A 20,352-nucleotide genomic window follows, 5' to 3' on the forward strand; every position below is an offset into this window, starting at 1 on the left:
CCATGCGCGTGAACGTGACGGTGAACGGCGAGCCGAAGCAGGCCGACGACGTGTGGGAGGGCGAGAGCCTGCTGTTCCTGCTGCGCGAGCGGCTGGGGCTGCCCGGGTCGAAGAACGCCTGCGAGCAGGGCGAGTGCGGCTCGTGCACGGTGTACCTGGACGACACGCCGGTGTGCTCCTGTCTGGTTGCCGCGGGCCAGGTGCAGGACCGCGAGGTGCGAACGGTGGAGGGGTTGGCCGAGGGCGACCGGCTCGACCCCGTGCAGGAGGCGTTCGTGGAAGCGGGCGCGGTGCAGTGCGGTTTCTGCACGCCCGGCCTCGTGGTCGCCGCCCACGACCTGCTCGGCCGGGTGCCCCGGCCCAGCGACCCGGAGATCCGCGAGGCGCTGGCCGGGAACCTGTGCCGCTGCACCGGCTACGAGAAGATCCTCGACGCGGTGCGCCTGGCCGCTGCCCGCAAGGCGGACACCGAGGGCGCGACCCGATGACGCCGACCATCCTCGACGGCGTCGCGATCGCCACGGTGGACCCCGCGGGCACCGAGCACGCGTTCGGCCACGTCGTGGTCGAGGACGGCCGGATCACCGCCGTCGGACCCGGCCAGGCGCCCAAGCCGACCGGCCCGCACACCTGGATCGACGGCAGCGGCTGCCTGGTCACCCCCGGCCTGGTCAACACCCACCACCACCTCTACCAGTGGGCCACCAGGGGCATCGCCCAGGACGCCACCCTGTTCGAGTGGTTGACCGCGCTGTACCCGGTGTGGCGCGGACTGGACGCCGGGATCACGCACGCGGCGGCCTCCGCCGGGCTGGCGAAGCTCGCGACCACCGGCTGCACGACCGCCGCCGACCACCACTACGTGTACCCGCGCGAGGGCGGCGACCAGTTCCAGGCGCTGGTCGACGCCGGCAAGCGCGTCGGCATCCGCCTGCACGCCGTCCGCGGCTCGATGGACCGCGGCCGGTCGCACGGCGGTCTGCCGCCGGACAACCTGGTCGAGGACACCGAAGCCGCCCTCATCGCCACCGAGCGGGCCGTCAACGACCACCACGACCCCGGCCCCGACTCACTGCTCAGGGTGGCCGTCGGGCCGTGCTCGCCGTTCTCGGTCAGCCGGGAGCTGATGACCGGAGCGGCGGACCTGGCCCGTGCCAAGGGCGTCCGGCTGCACACCCACCTCGCCGAGACGGTGGACGAGGAGGACCAGTGCCGGGCCGAGTTCGGCTGCACGCCGACCGAGTACGCCGAGAGCCTGGGCTGGCTCGGTGAGGACGTGTGGCTCGCGCACACCGTGCACCTGTCACCAGACGCGGTGAAGCGGCTGGGCGCGACCGGCACCGGCAGCGCCCACTGCCCCACGTCGAACGGCCGGCTGGGCACCGGCATCGCCCCGGTCCGCGACCTGCTCGACGCGGGCGCGCCGGTCGGCCTCGGCGTGGACGGCGCGGCGTCCAACGAGTCCTGCGGAATGGCGGAGGAGCTGCACCAGGCGCTGTTGCAGGCCCGGCAGCGCGGCGGGCCCAAGGCGCTGACCGCGCGCGAGGCGCTGTGGCTGGGCACCATGGGCGGCGCGCGCTGCCTCGGCCGCGACCGGGAGATCGGCTCGATCGAACCCGGCAAGCTCGCCGACCTGGCCGTCTGGCGCCTCGACGGCCTCGACCACGCGGGCATCGACGACCCGGTGGCCGCCCTGGTCCTCGGTCCGACGCCGAAGCTCAGGTCCCTGCTGGTGGGCGGCCGAACCGTGGTGGACGACGGCGAGCTGCGCACCGCCTCGGAGACCGAACTCGCGCGCGACCTGCGTGCCGCCGCCCAGCGACTGAAGGGGACGCGATGAGCCTCACTCCCGCCGAGCTGACCTCCGCCGTGTCCGGCGGCATCGGCGCCAGCCCGCAGCGGCCCGACGGTGTCCTGAAGGTGCGCGGCGAGTTCGCCTACGCCTCGGACCTGTGGCACGAGGACATGATCTGGGGTGCGACCCTGCGCAGCCCGCACCCGTACGCGAGAATCCTCTCGGTCGACCTGACCGAGGCGTTGCGGGTGCCGGGCGTGTACGCCGTGCTGACGCACCAGGACGTGCCGGGCCTGAACCGGTACGGGCTGGAGCACAAGGACCAGCCGGTGCTCGCCGAGGACGTCGTGCGCTACCAGGGCGAACCGGTCGCCCTCGTCGGCGCGGACCACCCGGAAACCGCGCAGCGGGCCATGAAGCGCATCAAGGTCGAGTACGAAGTCCTCACCCCCGTCGTGGACATGGAGACGGCGGTGGACGACACGCCGCTGCACCCCGGCGGCAACCTGGTGCGGCACGTGCCCGTGCGGCGCGGCGACCAGCACGCGCAGGCCGAGGTGGTGGTCACCGGGCGGTACGAGGTCGGGATGCAGGACCAGGCGTTCCTCGGACCCGAGTCCGGCCTGGCCGTGCCCGCCGAGGACGGCGGCGTGGACCTCTACATCGCCACCCAGTGGCTGCACGTCGACCAGGGCCAGGTCGCGGCGGCCCTCGGCCTGCCCGCGGAGCGGGTGCGGCTGACGCTGTCCGGTGTCGGTGGCGCGTTCGGCGGGCGCGAGGACCTGTCCATGCAGGTGCACGCCTGCCTGCTGGCGCTGCACACCGGCAAGCCGACCAAGATGGTCTACAACCGCGAGGAGTCGTTCTACGGCCACGTGCACCGGCACCCGGCGGTGCTGCACTACGAGCACGGCGCGGACCGCACCGGCAAGCTCGTGTACGTCAAGGCGCGGATCCACCTCGACGGCGGCGCCTACGCCTCCAGCACGTCGGCCGTGGTGGCGAACGCCGCGACGCTCGGCATCGGCCCCTACGACGTGCCCAACGTGACGGTCGACTGCTGGGGCGTCTTCACGAACAACCCGCCGTGCGGCGCGATGCGCGGTTTCGGCGCCGTGCAGGCGGGCTTCGCCTACGAGTCGCAGATGGACAAGCTCGCCGAAGCGCTGGGCATGGACCCGGTGGACGTGCGGATCGCCAACGCGATGAGCGAGGGCTCGGTCATGCCGACCGGGCAGGTGGTCGACTCGGCCGCGCCGGTCGCCCAGCTGCTCAAGCTGGTCAAGGACAAGCCGATGCCGCCGCTGTCCACCGCGGTCGACCTGCGGGAGATGCCCGGCGGCGTCTCGAACACCACGCACGGCGAAGGCGTGGTGCGCGGCGTGGGCTACGCCGTGGGCATCAAGAACATCTGCTTCTCCGAGGGCTACGACGACTACTCGACCGCGCGGGTGCGGTTGCAGGTCATCAACGGCGAGCCGGTCGCGTCGGCGCACACCGCGGCGGCCGAGGTCGGCCAGGGCCTGGTGACGATCATGCAGCAGATCGTGCGCACCGAGCTGGGCGTCCAGCGGGTGACGATCCTGCCGATGGACACCAGCATCGGCAACGGCGGCTCCACCTCCGCGTCCCGCCAGACCTACGTGACCGGCGGCGCGGTCAAGGCGGCGTGCGCGGCCGTGCGGGAGAAGCTGGTCAAGCTCGCCGGCGGGCGTGACCCGTCCACCGCGGACCTGGCGGACCTGCTGGGCGACGAGGTGGTCGACGAGACGGTGGAGTGGCGGCACCGGGCCACCGAGCCGATCGACCCGGAGACCGGGCAGGGCAACGCGCACGTCCAGTACGGCTTCGCCGCGCACCGCGCCGTGGTGGACGTGGACGTGGAGCTGGGCCTGGTGAAGGTGGTCGAGCTGGACTGCGCGCAGGACGTGGGCAAGGCGCTGAACCCGCAGGCCGTGCTGGGGCAGATCCAGGGCGGGTCGGCGCAGGGCCTCGGGCTCGCGGTGATGGAGGAGATCCAGACCTCGGGCGGCAAGGTGCGCAACCCGTCGTTCACCGACTACCTCATCCCGACCGTGCTCGACATGCCGCCGATGAGCATCGACGTGCTGGAACTCGCCGACCCCAACGCCCCCTACGGCGTGCGCGGCGTCGGCGAGCCGCCCACCATCTCGTCCACCCCGGCCATCGTCGCGGCCATCCGCGCCGCCACCGGCCTGGCCCTGACCCGCGTGCCCGTGCGACCGGAGCACATCACCGGCACCTGATCCCCGCGCCCGCCACCCTCGCCACGACCGCCGTGGCGGGTGGGCGCACGCCCTGAGGAGCACCCCATGACCACGTCCGTCTCCCCCGACCACGCCTGGCTGCGCGAGTCGATCGACCTCGCCACCCGCAACGTCGCCACGGGCGGCGGCCCGTTCGGCGCGGTGATCGTCCGGGACGGCGGGGTGATCGCGACCGGCGCCAACCAGGTCACGTCGACGCTCGACCCCACCGCGCACGCCGAGGTGGTCGCCATCCGGGCGGCCTGCCGGGCCGTCGGCGACTTCCGGCTCGCCGGTTGCGTGCTGGTGTCGTCGTGCGAGCCCTGCCCGCTGTGCCTGTCCGCCGCGCTGTGGGCGCGGGTGGACCGGGTCGTCTACGCCGCCGACCGGCACGACGCCGCCGCGGCCGGGTTCGACGACCGCGAGTTCCACGAGCTGTTCGGGCGGCCTCGTGAGACGTGGGGCATGCCGGTGGACCGGATCTCGACCGGCGAGGACAACGCCCCGTTCACCGCGTGGTTGTCCCGGGCAGATCGGGTCGACTACTAGGCGGTGGCGGCACGGGAAGCGGTGGCGGAGGAGGAGAGGGGCCCGAGGGCTGGGGACTTGGCGGGCGTTCGTCATGGACACAGGTTCGGCGGAAGTCAAGGCAGCCGCAGCAACTTCTTCGCTGGCTGTGGACAACTGCCCCTGCGGGGTCCTCCGGACCGGTGCCGGAATCTCCTGTGTCCAGGACGGTAGGCGCCGCCTCCACAGTGGAACTACCTGCGATATCACGTCACGACTGGCGATACGCAGCCCGTCCGCGGACCTGTGGACAAGTGTCAAGCGCCCAGCAGACCCCGCTCGTAGGCCATCGCGACGGCGGCAGCACGGTCCTTCACGCCGAGCTTCGTGTAGACGTGCACCAAGTGCGTCTTCACGGTCGCCTCGCTGATGAACAGCTTCGCCGCCGCCTCCCGGTTCGTGCACCCGCGCGCGATCAGGCCCAGCACCTCCACCTCGCGGTCGCTCAACGGCTCCGCCGCGGGTTGCCGCACCTGCCCCACCAGCCTGGTCGCCACGGACGGTGACAGCACCGCCTCTCCCCTGGCCGCCGAACGCACCGCCCGGAACAGCTCCTCACGCGGGGTGTCCTTCAGCAGGTACCCGGTGGCACCGGCCTTGATCGCCGGTAGCACGTCACTGTCCGTGTCGTACGTGGTCAGCACCAACACCTTGGCCGGGCAGCCGCGCAGCCGCTCGATGGCCGTGACGCCGTCCACGCCGGGCATCCGCAGGTCCATCAGCACGACGTCCGGCAGCAGCGCCCGCACCACGGTCACCGCCTCGCCGCCGTCCGCCGCCTCGCCGACCACGTCGACGTCACCCGCGCTCGCGAGCATCCCGCGCAGCCCGTCACGCACGACCGGGTGATCGTCGACGATCACCACGCGGATCACCGGGCCACCTCCGCCGGGATCGCGGGCACCGAGGCCGACACCGCCGTGCCACCGCCCGGCTCGGACTCCACGACCAGCTCACCCGCCAGGCGGGACACCCGCTGACGCATCCCGACCAGCCCGAACCCGTCCGTGCGGAGCTCCGGGTCGAAGCCCGCGCCGTCGTCGCGCACGTCCAGCGTCACCACGTCCTCCATGTACGACAAAGTCAACCCGACCCGCGAAGCGCGCGCGTGCTTGGCGACGTTCGACAGCGCCTCCTGCGCGGCGCGCAGCAACGTCACCTCGACCTCGGGGTGCAGAGCGCGCGCCGTCCCCGTCGTGCTGATCGATGCGGCCACCCCGGTGTGGTCCGTCCACCCCGCCGCGACCTCGGCCAACGCGTCCGGCAGGTTCGCGCCGTCCAGCGCGGGCGGGCGCAGGGCGTGCACCGAGCGGCGGGCTTCGACCAGGTTCTCCCGCGCCAGCCGCAACGCCGTTTCGACGTGCCGCGGCGGGTCCTCGTCCGACTGGAGCTGGGTGATGATGCCCGTGAACCCCTGGGCGAGGGTGTCGTGGATCTCCCGCGCCAGCCGGTGCCGCTCGTCCAGCACGCCCGCCTCGTGCGCCTGGACGAGCAGCTGGGCGTGCAGGCCCGCGTTCTCCTCCATCATCGCCGCCATCTCGGCGACCATCTCCTTGCGCCGCCGGGACTGCTCGGAGGTGACGTGGCCGACCATGGTGAACGTGCAGGCGATCGTCACGATCACCAGCACGACCCCGAGGTAGATCGCGATCGGCCCGACCCGGGCGGGCGGCAGGCCGCCGTGCAGCGACGTCGCCGCCAGCACGCCGTTGGCCACCACGCCGGCGAACTTCCACCGGCCGGGCAGCACCTCGAACGCGTAGACGTACCCGGCGAAGGAGTAGAACCCGAACAGCGGGTCGCGCAGCCCCAGCACGGCGTACGCGACCAGGACCCCGATGAAGAACACCGCCATCAGGCCGGTCCGCGAGCGCCAGCCCGGGTGCAGGGTGAACCACCACAGCATCCACAGGCCGGCCGCCACCGCGATGCCGACGTTGACCGCCTCGGTCTGCCACGGGTCCGTCCCGATCACCAGGTACATCGTCGTCGACAGCACCAGGACCAGGTACGGGATGGCGCGGGCCGCGGCGTCGAGCCGGCGCTCCCACCCGTCGAGCGCGTCCGTCACGCCTGCTCCCCTACTCCCAGCGGAACGACTTCGCCGCGACGGTACCCGCCGCCAGCGCGATCAAGGCGAGAATCCCCAGCTGGAGGGGGTCCGGCGCGGCTCCGAGCCACGCCTGCTGCAGCGCCTCCACGCCCGGCGGCAGGTACTCGCCGACGCGGTTCAGGAACTCCGGCAGCAGGAACCGGGGCAGGTAGGCCCCGCCGAAGAACATCACCAGCATGAACACCACGGCCGCCCAGCCGCCCGCCGACCGCGCGGTCGGGGCCCAGGCCGCGACCAGCAGGCCCAGGGCGGACAGCGACACCATGCCCAGCAGGCACGTCACCAGGAAGCCGAACGGGTGGTGCGGCAGGTCGATGTCGAACACCAGCCGGCACACCGCCATCAGCAGCACGACGGAGATCACGCCCGCGATCAGGTTGACGACCACCTGCGCCACCAGCAGGCGTGCCGGGTGGACGGGGGTGGTGGAGAAGCGGCGCAGCACGCCCTTCTCCCGGTAGGTGGCGACGGTGGCGGGCAGCTTGTTCAGGCCCAGGAACGCCAGCGCGATCACGACCAGAGTCGACACGTAGCCGTCGATGAACCGCAGGTCGCCGAACTTGGGGTCGGGCGTGCGCAACGCGGGGATCGCGCCGAGCACCAGCAGCAGGATGGTCGGGAAGAAGACGGCGAACACGACCATGCTCGGCTCGCGCAGGAACAGCTTCCACTCGGTGTTGACGATCTTCAGCATCTGACTACTCCGTGAGCGCGCGGCCGGTGAGGCGGATGAAGGCGTCGTCCAGGCCGGCCTGCTCGATGCGCAGGTCGGCGGCGACGACGTGGTTGCGGGCGAGGACCGACGTGACGGCGTGCAGCAGGTTCCCGACGCCGGTGACGACGAGCTGCGGCCCGTGCCGCTCGACCTGCGTGACCTCGGGCAGCTCCTCCAGCAGCCGCACGTCCAGCGGCGTGGTCGGGCGGAACCGGACCCGCTGCTCGCCGTCCAGGCGGGAGACCAGCCCGGCCGGGCTGTCGACCGCGACCAGCCTGCCCGCGTCGATCAGCGCGATCCGGTCGCACAGCCGTTCGGCTTCTTCCATGAAGTGGGTGACCAGGACGACCGTGACGCCGGCGTCGCGGATCTGCTCGACCAGGCTCCACGTGTCGCGGCGCGCCTGCGGGTCCAGGCCGGTGGTGAGCTCGTCCAGCACCGCGACCCTGGGCTTGCCGATCAGCGCCAGCGCGATGGAGACGCGCTGCTTCTGGCCGCCGGAGAGCTTGCGGTACTCCGTCTTCGCCCGGTCGGCCAGGCCCAGCCGTTCCAGCAGGTCACGCCAGTCCGCCGGGTCGCGGTAGAAGGAGGCGTAGAGGTCCAGGGCCTCCCCGACCCGGATGCGGTCCGGCAGTTCGCTCTGCTGCAACTGCACGCCCAGTCGGGCGCGCAACGCCGCCCGGTCGCGCCGCGGGTCGAGGCCGTCGACCGTGATCGTGCCGCCGTCGGGGGCGCGCAGGCCCTCCACGCACTCGACGGTCGTGGTCTTCCCCGCCCCGTTCGGGCCGAGGATGCCGAAGATCTCCCCCTCGTCGACGGTGAACGACACACCGTCCACCGCGACCTTCCGGTCGTACCTCTTGACGAGGTCGACCACCTCGATGATTGCCATGCCACAAGCGTCGTCGCGGGGACGTCCGCCGGGATCCCACGGCAGGTCAGACCTCGCATCAACCGATCGGTTGACTCTCCCGTAGACCGCTCCGGGACCCCCTGAGGGAGGTACCTGAGCGTTGAACTCGGGGGTCCTGAACGTAGGACACGGTGGTCGGGAACGTAGGACACGCGGGACGTGGAGGTACGACTCGCGCGGGGGTCAGGGGATGGTGATGGCTTTCATGCGGTCGATCTCGTCGGTCTGGGAGGCGGAGACGTCGTTGGCCATCTCCTCGACCCGGACGTCGGTGCCCGAGGACAGCACCTCGATCGCCATCCGGAGCGCGCCCTCGTGGTGGGCGATCATCAGCTGGAGGTAGAGCCGGTCGAAGTCGGCGCCGCTGGCCGCTTCCAGCGCGGCCAGCTGCTCGTCGGTGGCCATGCCGGGCATGGCGGCGTGGTCGACGTCCGGCAGTTCGCCGCTGTGACCGTGCGCGGGGGCCTTCTCGGCGTACTGGCGCCGCCACTGCTCCATCGCGGCGATCTCGGGGCCCTGGGTGTCGTAGATGCGCGAGGCCAGGCCGCGCACGGTCTCGTTCTGCGCGCGCTCCGGCGCGAGCGCGGACATGTCCAGCGCCTGCCTGTGGTGCACGATCATGCGGGCCACGTACTCCAGGTCGGCCTCGCTCGGCGCGACCCAGCGATCGGTGCCGAAATCCTCCGGCGACATCGTTCGCGCTTGCTCACCGGGCCCTTGCGGCACGATGATCGGTGACTGGTCGTCCGACTGGGCCGTGCACCCCGCGAGGACGGCGATCAACAACGCGACGAACCCGATCCGCATCCCGCTACCCCCTAGAGCCTCCGGTGGCCGCCAACGTACCCGGCGACCTCAGCAGCCGGAAGCAAGAAAATACCCGACGGATGGGTCTGGTCCTTAGCGTTGCGAACGGGTGATACTGCGCACCCCGCACTGGGTTGGAAGGGGAACCTGAAGTGGAACCACGCGATTCGACCCGCCGGCGCAGGACGCCGGTGGCGGTCATGGGGGCGTTCGCGCTGAGCCTGTCGGTCCTGGCCTGGGCGCCCCAGGCGACCGCGGCGCCGGACGACGCCGACCTGGCCGGGCTGTCGGAGACCCAGCTCTCGAGCCAGGAGCAGCCGGCCACCGGCATCCCGGGCGTCGACGAGATCCGCAACAGCCGCAACGTCAAGCACCTGGCGAACCTGCCGAAGCCGGAGCCGTTCACCGAGTCCTCGACGTGGACCGACCTGGCGTTCCAGAACGGCTACGCGTTCGACGGCAACTACGACGGCTTCGTCGTCTACGACGTGCGCAACCCGCGCAAGCCGACGGTCGTGAGCAAGGTCTGGTGCCCCGGCTCGCAGAACGACATCTCGGTCAAGGACAACCTGCTGTTCCTGTCCACCGACTCGTCGCGCAGCGACAACTCCTGCAGCAGCACCCCGCTCTCCGCGACCAACAAGGCCGCGTGGGAGGGCATCAAGATCTTCGACATCAGCGACAAGAAGAACCCGAAGTACGTCGCCGCGGTCGAGACGAAGTGCGGTTCCCACACGCACACGATGGTGCCGGACAAGCGGGGTCGGGACGTCTACCTGTACGTCTCGTCCTACGGCCCGTCCGCCGGCTTCCCGGACTGCCAGCCGCCGCACGACCTGATCTCGGTCGTCAAGGTGCCGCTGAAGAACCCCGCCGCGGCCTCGCTGCTCTCGGAGACCGTGCTGTTCCCGGACGGCGGCAACCCTGGTCGTGAGGGCACGATCGAGCAGGGCTACGTCCGCGCCACCTCCGGTTGCCACGACATCACCGTGTACCCGTCGAAGGACCTCGCGGCCGGCGCCTGCATGGGTGACGGCGTGCTGTGGGACATCTCCGACCGCGAGAAGCCCCGCGAGATCAGCCGCGTGCAGGACAACGTGAACTTCGCGTTCTGGCACTCGGCCACCTTCAACAATGCCGGCACCAAGGTCGTCTTCACCGACGAGCTGGGCGGCGGCGGCGCGCCGACGTGCAACGAGACGATCGGCAAGAACCGCGGCGCGGACGGCATCTACGACATCACCGGTCGTGGTGACGGCCGCGAGCTGGAGTTCCGCTCGTACTACAAGATCTCCCGGACCCAGGGTGACACCGAGAACTGCGTGGCGCACAACGGTTCGCTGATCCCGGTGCAGGGCCGGGACATCATGGTGCAGGCGTGGTACCAGGGCGGCATCTCGATCTGGGACTTCACCGACTCGCGCAACCCGAAGGAGATCGGCTGGTTCGAGCGCGGCCCGCTGCCGGACGGCAAGGGCGGCGGCTCGTGGTCGGCCTACTACTACAACGGCTACATCTTCTCCTCCGACATGGCCAAGGGCTTGGACGTGCTCGACGTCCGCGACCCGAGGACGTTGACCGGGAAGCTCGTCCGCGTCGGCGAGTTGAACGTCCAGACGCAGGGCTCCTACCGGGACCTGTTCCCCAGGTAGTCCCGTAGGACCGAGGAACACCGGAGGGCCCGTCGCGCGCAGCGGCGGGCCCTTCGCAACCGGTCGCGCCCGGTGCAGGAGCCGCCGTAGTCGCCGTAGTAGAGCCCGGACGGCTCCTTCAGCTCGTCAGGGATGTCGGCCCACGTGCGCACCTGGTAGGGCGCGAACACGTCGGTTTTGGCCAGCGCCACGTTCAGGCCGAGGTCGAACACGTCCGGCGCGCGGTCGCCGCCCTTGAGCCGCTTGGCGGGCGCGACCAGCTCGTCGAACCCGCCGAGGTCGGCGGCGGACTTCGCGGTGGCGGCGGGGGTGTCGCTCGCGGCGCCGTCCTCGGGCGGCGGTGTGCCGCAGGGCCGCGACCAGCGCCAGCGCGGTGACGCCGACGCCTGCCGACCGCAGGATTCGGTTGTGGTCCACGTCGAACCTTCCCCGGGTGGGGCGGGGGTTTGTCCGCGGACGACCAGAACGTTCGGACCAGCGGAGGATTCAGGACGCTGCGCGGTTGTCAAGCGACAGTGTTCTGACTGAGACCCGCACGACTGCTCGGACGAATTCCGGGTGGTCCGGAGGTCGCCGTTCGGTTAACGCGGACTTCGTCCGAATAGACCCGTATCAGCCCAGCTACTGGGCCGTCCGGACGCTGCGACGGCGTCGCCGGTGACCCTCCGGATCGCTTCGGTGCGCCATTGGGGCGGCGTTTCCTCGGAAACGGCTGAACCGCGGACCCGATTTCTGCCCATTTGACTACTCGCATTTTTCGGGTCGGTAACGCGGTTCGAGACGGCCTCGACATCCGGTTGTCACGTGACGGAAATGCCCGAAATGACTCCCCACCACCCGGAAGGGCAGATCCATGCGTCACCGAAGAAGATCCCTGTGCCTGGCCGCCGCGGGCGCGCTGCTGCTCCCCCTGATCGGCGCTCCACCCGCCTCCGCCGCGCCTGTACCCGGCGAGGACGTGCTCTACACCCTGGACGCCGACTTCGACCAGGGCGTGCTCCAGGACGTCAACCACGACTCGCCCAACAACAACCAGCTGCAGCTCAACCGGCAGACGGTGTTCTTCCCCTACGTCAACGTCGCCGCGTCCGCGCGCGGCACGATGATCCGCATCGACGTGGACACCGGCGAGATCCTGGGCGAGTGGCAGTCCGCACCGGACGGCCAGGGGCGCAACCCGTCCCGCACGACCGTGGACAAGCTCGGCAACACCTGGCTGTCCAACCGCAACGAGGCGTCCGGCGGTCAGGGCTCGGTCACCCGCGTCGGCGTGATCCGGGGCGGCACCCGGGTCGACGCCGACGGCACCGCCAACCCGGACGGCGCCTACCTCCAGGGGCCGTTCGGCTACAACACCTGCGTCGACCGCGACAACGACGGCCTGTTCGCCACCTCGCGCGGGTTGGGCGACATCCGGCCGTGGACGAACGCGGGCGGCGTCGACTCGGATGGCGGCGTGGCGACCGCGGCCGACGAGTGCCTGATCACCTACAGCCGGGTCGCGGGCACCAACACCCGCACGGTGGCCGTGGACTCGGACAACAACCTGTGGACCGGCGGGTCGAACACGCAGCACCAGCTGATCTCCGGTGTCGACGGCTCGGCGCTGACCGCGCCGGTGAGCTTCGGCTGCGGCGGGTACGGCGGCCTGGTCGACCAGGCGGGCACGCTGTGGTCGGCCCGGTACGGCAGCAACCTGCTGCGCTACGAGCCGGACAGCGGCACGGGCGCGTGCCTGGACACCTCGCACGGCGACTACGGGCTCGGCATGGACCCGCAGACCGGCGAGATCTGGCACACCGCGGTCAACAGCGGCGTGGTGGTGAAGCTCGACGCCGACGGCAACGTGCTGGGCGCCTTCCCGCACGGCAACCCGCGCTCGCAGGGCGTCGCGGTCGACACCGAGGGCAACGTGTGGGTCGCCCACTCGCTCGACGCCGGCACCACCACGGTCGGCCACCTGCGCACCGACGGCACCTACGTCGGCAACGTGACCCTGCCCGGCGGCGACGGCCCCACGGGCGTCGCGGTCGACTCGAACGGCAAGGTGTGGGTCGCCAACATCAACTCCAACAACGCCCAGCGGATCGACCCGGACGCGGGTCCGATCGGCGGCGGCGGGTTCCCGGTCGGCGCGGTCGACCTGACCGTGGACCTCGGCGCGGGCGCCGGTCCGTACAACTACAGCGACATGACCGGTTCGGTGCTCGGCGAGATCACCGCGCCGATCGGCACGTGGGCGGTGGTGCAGGACGGCGGCGTCGCGGGCCAGACCTGGGGCACCGTCACCTGGAACACCGAGGCGCAGGGCGCCGTGCCGCCGGGCACCTCGATCACGGTCGAGGCGCGCACGTCCGACACCGAGGCCGGGTTGGCGGGCGAGGCGTTCACCCCGGTGGCCAACGGGGTGGAGTTCGCCCGGGTCGGCCGGTACATCGAGGTGCGGGCGACGTTGACCGCGAGCCCGTCCGGCGACACCCCGGTGCTGTCGGACCTGCGGATCACGACGTCGGAGCGGACCGGCGTGTTCTCCTGCCAGGCGACCGCGCTGAACCTGGCCGGGATCGTCGTGGCGCAGGCCAACCCGCCGGACGTGCCGTGCGTGGACGACGCGGAGAACGTGGCCAACGTGAACCTCTCGGCGGGCATCCTGACCGTGCGGGCGAACGCGTTGACCGCGAGCACCAACCAGACCCCGGACGACCTGCTCGCCCTGCCGCCGGCGCCCGGTGACGGCTCGGTGTCCAACGCCCGGGTCGACTACACGCGGATCAGCAGCCTGCTGGTGACGATCGAAGTGGGCGTCATCGAGGCCAACGCGTCGGTGACGTGCGACGCGAACCTGAACCCGCGGTTCGCCGGTTCGTCGCAGATCGCGAGCCTGCGGATCAACGGGGTCGCGGTGAACGTCGGCAGCGCGCCGCTGACCATCCCGCTGGTGATCGGCTCGCTGCAGCTCAACAGCACCACGACCACGCCGACCAGCGTGGTGCAGCGGGCGTTCGCGCTCGACACCCTGTTGACCGACGTGGTCCTCGGTGAGGCGAAGGCCAACATCGAGCCGACCGAGCCCGGCGGCAGCCCCTGCCGGGTCTGAGGTCCGCACCCCACTAGTAGCCGTACTATATGTAGTGCGGCTACTAGTGGGGGCTCTTCATGACGCGGAAGTTGCTGGTCTGGGCGCACGTCGTCTCGTCCACGGGCTGGATGTTCATGGCCTTGGCCCTGTTCGTGGTGGTGGACCACGCGCTGTCCGCACCCGGTCGGCGCGCGGCGTTCGACGCGGCGCTGCTGCTGGACGTGCAGGTGCTGCAGTTCATGGCCACCACGTCGGCGTTCAGCGGGTTGATGCTGTCCGGCCTGACCGCGTGGGGCTACTTCCGGCACTGGTGGGTGCTGGTCAAGTTCGTGATCACGTTCACCCAGCTGTACGTCGGGATCTTCGTGCTCAGCCCGAACCTGCACCCGGACGGCTCGCCGCTGCTCATGCGGGTCGGCTCGCTGCTGATGGCGTCGGCGCTGGCCTGCCAGGTGTGGCTGTCGGTGGCCAAGCCGTTCAAGCGGACGCCGTGGGCGGCGCCGACCAAGCCGAGGACGGCGCCGCCGTGGGGTTTCGCGCTGTGCCTGGCCGTGCCCGCGTTCGACTACGCCTTCGGCCAACTCGTGCTGGGCACGGGGGTACCGGCGATGTCGCTGCTGGTGGTGGTCGCGTACCCGGTCGTCCGGCGGGTCCGGCGGGTCCGGCAGCCCAGGCTCGCCTGAGCCGCCGGGTCCTCGGAGCCGGGAGTCCCCTCAGAGCCTGGGGTCCACCGGCTCCGACTCCAGCGCCAGCACCGCGAACACGCACTCGTGCACGCGCCACAGCGGTTCGCCGCGGGCCACCCGCTCCAACGCCTCCAGGCCCAGCGCGTACTCGCGGAGGGCGAGCGAGCGCTTGGCGCCCAGACCGCGCTTGCGCAGCCGCTCCAGGTTCTCCGGCTCGGTGTAGTCCGGGCCGTAGATGATCCGCAGGTACTCGCGCCCGCGCACCTTGACGCCCGGCTGCACCAGGCCGCGCTCACCGCGCACCAGGTTCGCCAGCGGCTTCACCACCATGCCCTCGCCACCGGCCGCGGTCAGCTCCTCCCACCAGCGGACGCCCGCGGCGACCTGCTCGTCGTCGGTCGTGTCGACCACCAGGTTCCTGGTTCGGGTGAACACCTCGCCGCCGAGGCGCCCGAGCACGTCGAGGTGCCACGAGTGGTCCCGGTCGTGGAACGTGCGGCCGCGCGCGGCCAGGAGCTGGAACGGCGCGACGCTGACGCCGGCCAGCCCGTCGGTCGGCCGGACGTACCGCAGGTAGGCGTCGCGGTAACCGGTGGCGTTGGCCAGCCTGCTCTGCGTCCGCGCCGGCAACCCGCCCATGTCGATGCCGCGCGCGGCGGTCCGCGCGAGCACGTCCACCGCCGCGCCGAGGGCCCCGGTGGCCGCCGCGCCGACCGACGCGTACTGCTCCCTGATCAGCCCGGCCGCCTTGGCGTTCCACGGCAGCAGCTCGGTGTCGAGCAGCAGCCAGTCGGTGTCGAACTCGTCCCACAGGCCGGCCCTCGTCACCTCCTCGCGCACCCGCGCCAGCAGCTCGTCGCCCAGCGGCGGGTCGAAGAACGCCCGGCCGGTGCGCGTGTGGACCACACCGCCGCCGTCCCGGCGCACCAGGACCACCGCGCGCGACCCCATGTGCTTCTCCTCGCAGATCACCTCGCGCACGCCCGCGTTCCGGTACTCCGCGAAGGCGTCCTCGGGGTGCTCCAGCACGTCCGGCCGCCGCGAGGTGGCCGTCGGCGCCATCGTGGGCGGCAGGTACAGCAGCCGGCGCGGGTCGACCGCGAACCGGCTCATCACCTCCAACGCCGACGCCGCCTGCTCCGGGCGCACCCCGATCCGGCCGCGGTGGGCCGTCTCGACGAACCGGCGGCCGGTGACGTCGGACAGCGCCGGCACGTCCGGATCACGCTCCGGCTCCGGCGCGACCAGCGGGCGCACCGGCTCGTACCAGACCTCGCGCGCGTCGACCGACACGACCTCGCGCTCCGGGTAGCGCAGCGCGGTCAGCTTGCCGCCGAACACCACGCCCGTGTCCAGGCACAGGGTGTTGTTGACCCACTCCACCTCGGGCGTGGGCGTGTGCCCGTAGAGCACTGTCGCCCGGCCCCGGTACTCCGCCGCCCACGGGTAGCGCACCGGCAGGCCGTACTCGTCGGTCTCGCCGGTGGTGTCGCCGTACAGCGCGAAGCTGCGCACCCGCGCGGACGCGCGGCCGTGGAACTTCTCCGGCAGGCCCGCGTGCGCGATCACCAGGTCGCCGCCGTCGAGGACGTAGTGCGCGACCAGGCCGTCGCAGAACCGCTCGACGCGGGCGCGGAACTCCTCCGGCTCGGCCGCGAGCTGCGCCAGCGACTCCGCCAGACCGTGCTTGACCTGCACGTTCCGCCCGCGCAGGGCGCGCACCAGCTTCTGCTCGTGGTTGCCACAGACGGCGAACGCGTGCCCGGCCTCGACCATGCCCATCACCAGGCGCAGCACACCGGGGGTGTCCGGGCCGCGGTCGACCAGGTCGCCGACGAACGCCGCCCGCCGCCCCGTCGGCGGGACGGCGTCCACCGGGCGGCCGTCCTCGTCGCGCACCAGCGCGTAGCCGAGCGCGACGAGCAGGTCCTCCAGCTCCGCGCGGCAGCCGTGCACGTCGCCGATCACGTCGAACGGCCCGGTCTCGTGGCGCAGGTCGTTGAGCAGCCGCTCCGGCACGATCACCGCTTCGTCCGCTTCGGATTGCGAGCGCAGCACGTGCACCCGCTTGAAGCCCTCCTTGCCGAGGAACTTCAGCGACTTGCGCAGCGCGGCCCGGTGCCGCCGCACCACGTGCGGGCCGAAGTCGCGGTCCGGCCGGGCGGCGTTGCGCGCCAGGCACACCTCCTCGGGCGGGTCCAGCACGATCGCGACCGGCAGCACGTTGTGCGCACGGGCCAGCTCGACCAGGTGCGCGCGGTCGGCCCGCTGCACGTTCGTCGCGTCGATGACAGTGGTGCGGCCCGCGTCCAGGCGCTTGCCCGCCACGAAGTGCAGCGCCTCGAACGCGGCGGCGGACGCCGACTGGTCGTTCTCGTCGTCGGCGACCAGGCCGCGGAAGAAGTCGCTGGACAGCACCTGGGTGGGCGCGAAGTGCCGGCGCGCGAACGTCGACTTGCCCGATCCGGAAGCGCCGACCAGCACCACCAGGCACAGGTCCGGGATGGTGAGCTCCATCAGTTGTCGTCCCCCAGGTCGAAGACCGCGAGTTGCGTCGGCGCGCCGCGTTCGGCGTCGACCGGTCCGATGGGCAGGTGGCGCACGGTGTAGCCGCGCCGCTGGGCCACGCCGCCCGCCCACTCCCCGAACTCGGCCCTGGTCCACTCGAAGCGGTGGTCGGAGTGCCGGTGCCTGCCTTCTGGCAGCGTCTCGAACAGCGCGTTGTACTCGACGTTCGGCGTGGTGACCAGGACCGTGCGCGGCCGGGCCACGGCGAACACCGAGTGCTCCAGCGCGGGCAGGCGGTCCGGGTCCAGGTGCTCCACGACCTCCATCAGCACGGCGGCGTCGTAGCCCTTCAGCTCCGGGTCGGCGTAGGTCAGCGACGACTGGCGCAGCGTGAGCCGAGCCCGTTGGCGGTCCGACATCCGGTCCACCTTGAGCTTGCGCTCGGCGGTGGCGAGGGCCTTCACCGACACGTCGACGCCCTGGACACGGGTGAACTCGGGGTTCTCCAGCAGGGCGCGCAGCAACGCGCCGCCGCCGCAACCCAAGTCGAGGACGCTGCGCGCGCCGGCCTGCCGGAGCTGGTCCAGGACCGCGTCCCGGCGTTGCGCGGCCAGCGAGACCTCGGGCTCGGCGAGGGCGTTGTCCAGCTCCTCTGGCTCGACCTCCTCCACGTCGGCCAGCCGGGACAGCGCGGACTGCACCAGCGGGCGGCGGCGCATCAGGTAGCGGGTGGTGATCAGCTCCCGGTCCGGGTGCGCGCCCAGCCACCCCTCCCCCGCGCGCAGCAGCTTGTCCACCTCGTCCTCGGACACCCAGTAGTGCTTGTCGCCGTCGAGGACGGGCAGCAGCACGTAGAGGTGCTTCAGCGCATCGGACAGCCTGAGGGTGCCGGTGAGCGTGACGTCGGCGTACCGCGAGTCCTCACCGCTGCCGTCGCCGAGCGGGACGGGCGTGGTGGTCGTGGTCCAGCCCAGCGGCGTGAACAGCCGTTCGACCAGGCGGTGCGGCAGGACGGGCACGTGGACGGTGAGCGGGATCGGGGTGTCGGCGACCTCCTTGCGGCTCTCGCTGCGGCCGTTCATGGCGGTCCGGAAGACGGAGCCGAGCGCGACGGTCAGCAGCGAGCCCGCGACGTAGGGGCGGTCGTTGACGTACTGGGTGAGGGTGCTGCCCGGACCGCGCACCAGCGCGACCGGGTCGACCTCCAGCAGGAGGGCGACCGTGCACTCCTCCTCGTCCGCACGGGGGTAGAAGACGTGCGCGACGCCCGAGGAGGTGGTGAACGACTGCGCCCGCTCCGGGTGCTTGTGCAGGAGGTGACTGAGGTCGGTCGCCGGCCGGTGGGTCGTGGTCAGGGTGAGGAGCACGCGGTCCAGTGTGGACGACCGACACCCCCTCCCGCCGCCGAATTACCGGGCTTTCACTGTGAAAGCCCGGCGGGCCCGCAGGTGCTAGCTTCGGGGCACGCCGCCTTTTCCAGCGAAAGGCAGAAGTGTGAAACGTCTGGTTCCCCTGGTCGTCGTCGGACTGCTCGCGACGACCGTGACGCCCTCCGCGTCCGCCGACAGCCCGCGGGCCACCGGGGTCGCGGTGACGGTGGCCCGCTTCGCCACCCCGGACACCGCCACCCGGGCCTTCACCTACGACCCGGCGCTGATCGCGCCCGGCGCGGCGGTGGTGGTCGTGGCCACCCCGGTGCGGCGCTCCACGAAGACCCTGCTCACCGTGTACGGCCTGGTCCCCAACCGGACCTACGGCGCCCACGCGCACCAGCTGCCGTGCGGCGCGCTGCCGACCGACGCCGGCGCGCACCACCAGCACGTGGTGGACCCGGACCAGCCGTCGGTCGACCCGGCCTACGCCAACCCGGAGAACGAGATCTGGCTCGACTTCACCACCGACGACCGGGGCCGCGCCGTGGTCGGCGCGGTCGTGCCGTGGCGGTTCGCCGACCGCCGGGCGGGCTCGGTCGTGGTGCACGCCCAGCGCACGGCCACCGAGCCCGGCAAGGCGGGCACCGCGGGGCCGCGGGTCGGCTGCGCGACGGTGGCGTTCTGACCTGAGCACCGGTGGGGAGGCCGGCCCGGTGGGAGCCGGGGGTCGGCCTCCGCGCCGGGTCGAGGTTGCCAAACCGGCAACAGGGTTTGCCACTTCGTCCGGACCACGCGCATCGTTGGTCGCGGAGGTGGTCCTGATGACCCTGGAGCTGGACAAGAGCTACGACGTGGTGGTGGTCGGCGGCGGAGCCGCCGGGCTGAACGGCGCGCTGATGCTGGCGCGGTCACGGCGGTCGGTCCTGGTGGTCGACGCGGGCGCGCCGCGCAACGCGCCGGCCGAGGGCGTGCACGGGCTGCTGGCCCGGGACGGCGTGCCGCCGTCCGAGCTGCTGGAACGCGGTCGGGCCGAGGTCCGCGGCTACGGCGGCCGGGTGGTGACCGGCCGGGTCGACGCGGTGACCCGCGAGGGCGACGCGTTGACCCGCGAGGGCGACGCGTTCGCCGTGGCGCTGGCCGACGGCCGCTCGGTCCGCGCCCGCCGGCTGCTGGTGACGACCGGCCTGGTCGACGAGCTGCCGGACGTGGCCGGCCTGCGCGAGCGGTGGGGCCGCGACGTGGTCCACTGCCCGTACTGCCACGGCTGGGAGGTCCGCGACCAGGCCATCGGCGTGCTGGCCACCGGTCCGATGGCGGTGCACCAGGCGTTGCTGTTCCGGCAGCTGAGCGCCGACGTCACGTTCTTCGCGCACACCGCGCCGCCGACCGCCGAGCAGGCCGAGCAGCTGGCCGCGCGCGGCGTCGACGTGGTGACCGGCGAGGTCGCGGCCCTGGAGGTCGTCGGCGACCGGGTGGTCGGCGTGCGGCTGGCCGACGGCCGGGTCGTCGGGCGCGAGGTGGTCGCGGTGGCGACGCGGATGGTGGCGCGCGCCGGTTTCCTGGCGGAGCTGGGGCTCAAGCCGGTGGAGCACCCGTCCGGGATGGGCGAGCACGTCCCGGCCGACCCGACCGGCCGCACCGACGTGCCCGGGGTGTGGGTCGCGGGCAACGTCACCGACCTGTCCGCCCAGGTCGGGGCCTCCGCGGCGGCGGGCGCCGCCGCGGGCGCCCAGATCAACGCCGACCTGGTCGCGGAGGAGACCCGGCGGGCGGTGGACGCCCGCCGGGACCCGTTCTCCGCCGAGTCGGAGGCCAGGGTCGCCGAACTCGTGGCGGGTGACCGCCGCCACGGCCTGTGACCCCGGACGACCGCCGGG

Annotated in this window: 17 protein-coding genes; 9 read left to right on the forward strand and 8 right to left on the reverse strand. The window is 72.2% G+C overall.

Annotation, left to right across the window (positions count from 1 at the left end):
- The first annotated feature begins 2 nt into the window (after positions 1-2).
- From AB0F89_RS30025 to AB0F89_RS30040, 4 genes are all read left to right on the forward strand, one after another.
- Entirely contained in the window at positions 3-488 is a 486-nt protein-coding gene (locus AB0F89_RS30025) for a (2Fe-2S)-binding protein (protein WP_367129001.1), read from the forward strand.
- Entirely contained in the window at positions 485-1,840 is a 1,356-nt protein-coding gene (locus AB0F89_RS30030; RefSeq protein ID WP_367129003.1) for an 8-oxoguanine deaminase, read from the forward strand. The genes AB0F89_RS30025 and AB0F89_RS30030 overlap by 4 nt, the downstream gene beginning before the upstream one ends.
- Positions 1,837-4,062, forward strand: a complete 2,226-nt coding sequence (locus tag AB0F89_RS30035) for a molybdopterin cofactor-binding domain-containing protein (protein ID WP_367129004.1) — start codon at positions 1,837-1,839, stop codon at positions 4,060-4,062. The genes AB0F89_RS30030 and AB0F89_RS30035 overlap by 4 nt, the downstream gene beginning before the upstream one ends.
- 66 nt (positions 4,063-4,128) lie before the next feature.
- Positions 4,129-4,611 (forward strand): nucleoside deaminase, encoded by a 483-nt coding sequence (locus AB0F89_RS30040; protein ID WP_367129005.1) that lies wholly within the window; start codon positions 4,129-4,131, stop codon positions 4,609-4,611.
- Positions 4,612-4,886: 275 nt separating this feature from the next.
- Here the strand turns inward: AB0F89_RS30040 and AB0F89_RS30045 are convergent, their stop codons facing one another.
- The 5 genes from AB0F89_RS30045 to AB0F89_RS30065 all read right to left on the reverse strand — a co-directional run bounded on the left by AB0F89_RS30045 (position 4,887) and on the right by AB0F89_RS30065 (position 9,177).
- Positions 4,887-5,504, reverse strand: a complete 618-nt coding sequence (locus AB0F89_RS30045) for a response regulator (protein ID WP_367129006.1) — start codon at positions 5,502-5,504, stop codon at positions 4,887-4,889.
- Positions 5,501-6,700 (reverse strand): sensor histidine kinase, encoded by a 1,200-nt coding sequence (locus tag AB0F89_RS30050; protein ID WP_367129007.1) that lies wholly within the window; start codon positions 6,698-6,700, stop codon positions 5,501-5,503. Before AB0F89_RS30050 ends, AB0F89_RS30045 begins: the two co-directional genes overlap by 4 nt.
- A 10-nt stretch (positions 6,701-6,710) precedes the next feature.
- Positions 6,711-7,436, reverse strand: a complete 726-nt coding sequence (locus AB0F89_RS30055) for an ABC transporter permease (protein ID WP_367129008.1) — start codon at positions 7,434-7,436, stop codon at positions 6,711-6,713.
- 4 nt (positions 7,437-7,440) lie between these two features.
- Positions 7,441-8,349 carry an ABC transporter ATP-binding protein gene (locus tag AB0F89_RS30060; RefSeq protein WP_367129009.1) on the reverse strand — a complete coding sequence of 303 codons (909 nt, stop codon included), beginning with the start codon at positions 8,347-8,349 and terminating at the stop codon, positions 7,441-7,443.
- Positions 8,350-8,553: 204 nt separating this feature from the next.
- Positions 8,554-9,177: a DUF305 domain-containing protein gene (locus AB0F89_RS30065; RefSeq protein WP_367129010.1), complete on the reverse strand. Its 624-nt coding sequence runs from the start codon at positions 9,175-9,177 to the stop codon at positions 8,554-8,556.
- A gap of 200 nt (positions 9,178-9,377) precedes the next feature.
- Between AB0F89_RS30065 and AB0F89_RS30070 the strand changes: the two genes are divergently transcribed.
- Positions 9,378-10,829 carry an LVIVD repeat-containing protein gene (locus tag AB0F89_RS30070; RefSeq protein WP_367139049.1) on the forward strand — a complete coding sequence of 484 codons (1,452 nt, stop codon included), beginning with the start codon at positions 9,378-9,380 and terminating at the stop codon, positions 10,827-10,829.
- On the opposite strand, the gene AB0F89_RS30075 is transcribed toward AB0F89_RS30070, so the two are convergent.
- Positions 10,805-11,338: a hypothetical protein gene (locus tag AB0F89_RS30075; protein ID WP_367129011.1), complete on the reverse strand. Its 534-nt coding sequence runs from the start codon at positions 11,336-11,338 to the stop codon at positions 10,805-10,807. The two genes, AB0F89_RS30070 and AB0F89_RS30075, sit on opposite strands and share 25 nt — an antisense overlap.
- Before the next feature lie 344 nt (positions 11,339-11,682).
- On the opposite strand from AB0F89_RS30075, the gene AB0F89_RS30080 reads away from it, so the two are divergent.
- A complete protein-coding gene (locus AB0F89_RS30080; RefSeq protein ID WP_367129012.1) occupies positions 11,683-13,926 on the forward strand; it encodes a hypothetical protein in 2,244 nt (747 codons plus the stop codon).
- A gap of 59 nt (positions 13,927-13,985) precedes the next feature.
- Positions 13,986-14,591 carry a hypothetical protein gene (locus tag AB0F89_RS30085; RefSeq protein ID WP_367129013.1) on the forward strand — a complete coding sequence of 202 codons (606 nt, stop codon included), beginning with the start codon at positions 13,986-13,988 and terminating at the stop codon, positions 14,589-14,591.
- A 30-nt stretch (positions 14,592-14,621) separates the two neighbouring features.
- On the opposite strand, the gene AB0F89_RS30090 is transcribed toward AB0F89_RS30085, so the two are convergent.
- Both AB0F89_RS30090 and AB0F89_RS30095 read right to left on the reverse strand, forming a co-directional pair.
- A complete protein-coding gene (locus AB0F89_RS30090) occupies positions 14,622-17,111 on the reverse strand; it encodes a polynucleotide kinase-phosphatase (protein ID WP_367129014.1) in 2,490 nt (829 codons plus the stop codon).
- Positions 17,111-18,469 (reverse strand): 3' terminal RNA ribose 2'-O-methyltransferase Hen1, encoded by a 1,359-nt coding sequence (locus tag AB0F89_RS30095; protein WP_367129015.1) that lies wholly within the window; start codon positions 18,467-18,469, stop codon positions 17,111-17,113. Before AB0F89_RS30095 ends, AB0F89_RS30090 begins: the two co-directional genes overlap by 1 nt.
- 127 nt (positions 18,470-18,596) lie before the next feature.
- On the opposite strand from AB0F89_RS30095, the gene AB0F89_RS30100 reads away from it, so the two are divergent.
- Positions 18,597-19,160, forward strand: coding sequence for a superoxide dismutase (locus AB0F89_RS30100; protein WP_367129016.1), 564 nt, complete (start codon positions 18,597-18,599; stop codon positions 19,158-19,160).
- Between the two features lie 136 nt (positions 19,161-19,296).
- A complete protein-coding gene (locus AB0F89_RS30105; protein ID WP_367129017.1) occupies positions 19,297-20,334 on the forward strand; it encodes an NAD(P)/FAD-dependent oxidoreductase in 1,038 nt (345 codons plus the stop codon).
- Positions 20,335-20,352: the final 18 nt, after the last annotated feature.

This window comes from Saccharothrix sp. HUAS TT1, from assembly GCF_040744945.1.
Lineage (GTDB): Bacteria > Actinomycetota > Actinomycetes > Mycobacteriales > Pseudonocardiaceae > Actinosynnema.

What these genes read in the sequence shown, in the direction of transcription:
- AB0F89_RS30035 (WP_367129004.1), top strand. Translation starts at nt 1,837, where the DNA reads ATGAGCCTCACTCCCGCCGAGCTGACCTCCGCCGTGTCCGGCGGCATC.
- AB0F89_RS30040 (WP_367129005.1), top strand. Translation starts at nt 4,129, where the DNA reads ATGACCACGTCCGTCTCCCCCGACCACGCCTGGCTGCGCGAGTCGATC.
- AB0F89_RS30025 (WP_367129001.1), top strand. Translation starts at nt 3, where the DNA reads ATGCGCGTGAACGTGACGGTGAACGGCGAGCCGAAGCAGGCCGACGAC.
- AB0F89_RS30060 (WP_367129009.1), bottom strand. Translation starts at nt 8,349, where the DNA reads ATGGCAATCATCGAGGTGGTCGACCTCGTCAAGAGGTACGACCGGAAG.
- AB0F89_RS30055 (WP_367129008.1), bottom strand. Translation starts at nt 7,436, where the DNA reads ATGCTGAAGATCGTCAACACCGAGTGGAAGCTGTTCCTGCGCGAGCCG.
- AB0F89_RS30065 (WP_367129010.1), bottom strand. Translation starts at nt 9,177, where the DNA reads ATGCGGATCGGGTTCGTCGCGTTGTTGATCGCCGTCCTCGCGGGGTGC.
- AB0F89_RS30080 (WP_367129012.1), top strand. Translation starts at nt 11,683, where the DNA reads ATGCGTCACCGAAGAAGATCCCTGTGCCTGGCCGCCGCGGGCGCGCTG.
- AB0F89_RS30090 (WP_367129014.1), bottom strand. Translation starts at nt 17,111, where the DNA reads ATGGAGCTCACCATCCCGGACCTGTGCCTGGTGGTGCTGGTCGGCGCT.
- AB0F89_RS30030 (WP_367129003.1), top strand. Translation starts at nt 485, where the DNA reads ATGACGCCGACCATCCTCGACGGCGTCGCGATCGCCACGGTGGACCCC.
- AB0F89_RS30070 (WP_367139049.1), top strand. Translation starts at nt 9,378, where the DNA reads ATGGGGGCGTTCGCGCTGAGCCTGTCGGTCCTGGCCTGGGCGCCCCAG.
- AB0F89_RS30085 (WP_367129013.1), top strand. Translation starts at nt 13,986, where the DNA reads ATGACGCGGAAGTTGCTGGTCTGGGCGCACGTCGTCTCGTCCACGGGC.
- AB0F89_RS30105 (WP_367129017.1), top strand. Translation starts at nt 19,297, where the DNA reads ATGACCCTGGAGCTGGACAAGAGCTACGACGTGGTGGTGGTCGGCGGC.